Genomic DNA, 2,727 nt, shown 5'->3' with positions numbered 1-2,727 from the left:
TTAAAAAGAGTTTATATATTTGCACTCGCTTTTAAAAGGGTGAAAAGTTCAAGAAATTTTGGAATAATTTTAAGGTAAATTAGATAGTTCGATTCTATCATTTCTACAAAGAGGTTGAGTTAAAAAGATAAGTAAATACTTGTTGTTGGCGACTCGCCAAGTTCATTGAAAATATTGAAATTGACAGCGTAATTAAAGAGTAGAATTACCACGGCAACTTAAGTTTAATTAAGTTACCAAAAATTCTTTTGAAGCTTAACATTTAAAATTATTAAAGATTTTACAATGAAGAGTTTGATCCTGGCTCAGGATGAACGCTAGCGGCAGGCTTAACACATGCAAGTCGAGGGGTAACAGAGGTAGCTTGCTACTTGCTGACGACCGGCGAACGGGTGCGTAACGCGTATAGAATCTGCCTTGTACAGGAGGATAGCCTTTAGAAATGAAGATTAATACTCCATAATACTGGGAAGTGGCATCACTATCTAGTTAAACATTTATGGGTACAAGATGACTATGCGTCCTATTAGCTAGATGGTAAGGTAACGGCTTACCATGGCGACGATAGGTAGGGGGTCTGAGAGGATTATCCCCCACACTGGTACTGAGACACGGACCAGACTCCTACGGGAGGCAGCAGTGAGGAATATTGGTCAATGGAGGCAACTCTGAACCAGCCATGCCGCGTGCAGGAAGACTGCCCTATGGGTTGTAAACTGCTTTTATATGGGAAGAAACAGTTCTACGTGTAGAACCTTGACGGTACCATAAGAATAAGCACCGGCTAACTCCGTGCCAGCAGCCGCGGTAATACGGAGGGTGCAAGCGTTATCCGGAATCATTGGGTTTAAAGGGTCCGCAGGCGGTCAATTAAGTCAGAGGTGAAATCCTGCAGCTTAACTGTAGAACTGCCTTTGATACTGGTTGACTTGAGTTATACGGAAGTAGATAGAATGTGTAGTGTAGCGGTGAAATGCATAGATATTACACAGAATACCGATTGCGAAGGCAGTCTACTACGTATATACTGACGCTCATGGACGAAAGCGTGGGGAGCGAACAGGATTAGATACCCTGGTAGTCCACGCCGTAAACGATGGACACTAGTTGTTGGGTTTCGACTCAGTGACTAAGCGAAAGTGATAAGTGTCCCACCTGGGGAGTACGATCGCAAGATTGAAACTCAAAGGAATTGACGGGGGCCCGCACAAGCGGTGGAGCATGTGGTTTAATTCGATGATACGCGAGGAACCTTACCAGGGCTTAAATGTAGAGTGCATGATCTAGAGATAGACTTTCTTCGGACTCTCTACAAGGTGCTGCATGGTTGTCGTCAGCTCGTGCCGTGAGGTGTCAGGTTAAGTCCTATAACGAGCGCAACCCCTATCGTTAGTTGCTAGCAGGTAATGCTGAGGACTCTAGCGAGACTGCCGGTGCAAACCGCGAGGAAGGTGGGGATGACGTCAAATCATCACGGCCCTTACGTCCTGGGCTACACACGTGCTACAATGGTATGGACAATGAGCAGCCACTATGCGAATAGGAGCGAATCTATAAACCATATCACAGTTCGGATCGGAGTCTGCAACTCGACTCCGTGAAGCTGGAATCGCTAGTAATCGGATATCAGCCATGATCCGGTGAATACGTTCCCGGGCCTTGTACACACCGCCCGTCAAGCCATGGAAGTTGGGGGTGCCTGAAGTCCGTCACCGAGAGGAGCGGCCTAGGGTAAAACTGATAACTAGGGCTAAGTCGTAACAAGGTAGCCGTACCGGAAGGTGCGGCTGGAACACCTCCTTTCTAGAGAAAGATGGTGAGTTACAAAAGAGGTAATTTGCTCTTTGCTGTTAATTTTAAAAAATAGACTAAGATCTTAAAAGAGAGTTTAGATGTTTTAGTAAATATCTAAGACAGTCTCGTAGCTCAGCTGGTTAGAGCGCTACACTGATAATGTAGAGGTCGGCAGTTCGAGTCTGCCCGAGACTACTTTTAAAGACTTAGTATGGAAATTCTAGAAGTTGGGTGAGAGAGTGAATACTAATCGCTCATGAAGCTCCTCTGACTAGAGAAAGGGGAATTAGCTCAGCTGGCTAGAGCGCTTGCCTTGCACGCAAGAGGTCACCGGTTCGACTCCGGTATTCTCCACTAGGTTTTAGATAACCACAAGTTCATTGACATATTGGTAAAATGATATCGTAAAGAATCAAGATAGAGAAGTTAAATTATATTTAACAGAATATTTTTATAAAGAATTATAAAGAGCTCGTTGTAGATTAATATCTACAGCAAAAAGTACAATAAGCTAAATAAGGGCGTATGGAGGATGCCTAGGCTTTCAGAGGCGAAGAAGGACGTGATAAGCTGCGAAAAGTTACGGGGAGATGCACATGATTTATGATCCGTAAATATCCGAATGGGGCAACCCGGCATGTTGAAGACATGTCACATCGTAAGATGAGCAAACGTGGTGAACTGAAACATCTAAGTAACCATAGGAAGAGAAAACAATAGTGATTCCGTTAGTAGTGGCGAGCGAACGCGGATTAGCCCAAACCAAAGTTGTTACGGCAATTTTGGGGTTGTAGGGCTGCGACATTAGAATCTAAGTGAACTAGAAGTGTTTGGAAAGACACACCAAAGAGAGTGATAGTCTCGTATAGGTAAACGAAGAGGATATAGCAGTACCCTGAGTAGTGCGGGACACGTGTAATCCTGTATGAATCC

At 44.4% G+C, this 2,727-nt stretch carries 2 tRNA genes and 2 rRNA genes; all 4 read left to right on the top strand.

Going from position 1 to position 2,727, the window contains the following annotated elements:
• The first annotated feature begins 282 nt into the window (after positions 1 to 282).
• Positions 283 to 1,803 (top strand): 16S ribosomal RNA (locus WH52_RS14695).
• A gap of 112 nt (positions 1,804 to 1,915) precedes the next feature.
• Positions 1,916 to 1,989: transfer RNA gene (locus WH52_RS14690), tRNA-Ile, on the top strand.
• Between the two features lie 85 nt (positions 1,990 to 2,074).
• Positions 2,075 to 2,148 (top strand) — tRNA-Ala (locus WH52_RS14685).
• 151 nt (positions 2,149 to 2,299) lie between these two features.
• Positions 2,300 to 2,727 (top strand): 23S ribosomal RNA (locus WH52_RS14680); the annotation flags it as partial.

It is taken from the genome of Tenacibaculum holothuriorum (assembly GCF_002120225.1).
GTDB classification, from domain to species: domain Bacteria; phylum Bacteroidota; class Bacteroidia; order Flavobacteriales; family Flavobacteriaceae; genus Polaribacter; species Polaribacter holothuriorum.
The sequence above is the reverse complement of the archived record's forward strand: the minus strand, read 5'-3'. Positions and strand labels throughout refer to the sequence as shown.